1 protein-coding gene is annotated in these 859 nt (G+C 70.4%); it reads left to right on the top strand.

The window, feature by feature from the left end; genetic code table 11:
* Positions 1–859, top strand: an 859-nt coding sequence (locus tag AC1D01_RS36850) for an efflux RND transporter periplasmic adaptor subunit (RefSeq protein WP_477874784.1), incomplete at both ends; no start/stop codon positions are given.

The raw sequence follows: 859 nt of genomic DNA, 5'->3' as shown, positions 1-859 counted from the left end.
GCTCGGCACCGTCACCCCCGCCGCCACCGTCACCGTGCGCGCGCAGGTCTCGGGCGTGCTCACCAAGGTGATGTTCAAGGAAGGCCAGGTGGTGAAGAAGGGCGAGTTGCTCGCCACCATCGACGCCCGCCCGTACGAGATGGCGCTGCTGCAGGCGAGCGGCCAGCGCCTGCGCGACGAGGCCCAGCTCGATGCCGCGCGCGTCACGCTGAAGCGCTACCAGACGCTGCTGTCGCAGGACTCCATCGCCCGCCAGGATGTCGACACCCAGGCCGCGCTCGTCAAGCAGCTCGAAGGCAYGGCGATGACAGACAAGGCCTCCGAAGGCACCGCCCGCCTGAACCTCGCCTACACCCGCATCACCGCGCCGGTGGGCGGGCGCATCGGGCTGCGCGCGGTCGACGAAGGCAACCTGGTGTCGTCCGGCGACACCACCGGCATCGCGGTGATCACGCAGACCGAACCGATCGACATCGCGTTCTCGATCCCGCAGGACCGCCTGCCCGCCATCCAGGCCCGCGTCGCCAGCGGCGCCCAGCTGCCGGTCGCCGCCTACGACCGCACCCGCACCAGCAAGCTCGAGAGCGGCACCTTCTCCACCTTCGACAACCTCGTCGACACCACCACCGGCACCGTGCGCGCGAAGGCCCGCTTCCCGAACCAGGGCGGCGCGCTGTTCCCGAACCAGTTCGTCAACGTGCGGCTGCTGCTCGACACCGTGAAGGGCGCCGTCGTGGTGCCGATCACCGCACTGCGCAACGGCCGCGACGGCGACTACGTCTACGTGCTGCAGCCCGACCGCACCGTGCAGCAGCGCACCGTCACGCGCGGCCAGGCGACGGTCGACAAGGTATCGATC

The sequence above is a fragment of the Rhizobacter sp. P3_B12 genome (assembly GCF_056402895.1).
Note: the sequence above shows the minus strand (reverse complement) of the source record. Positions and strands in the feature narration are given on the sequence as shown.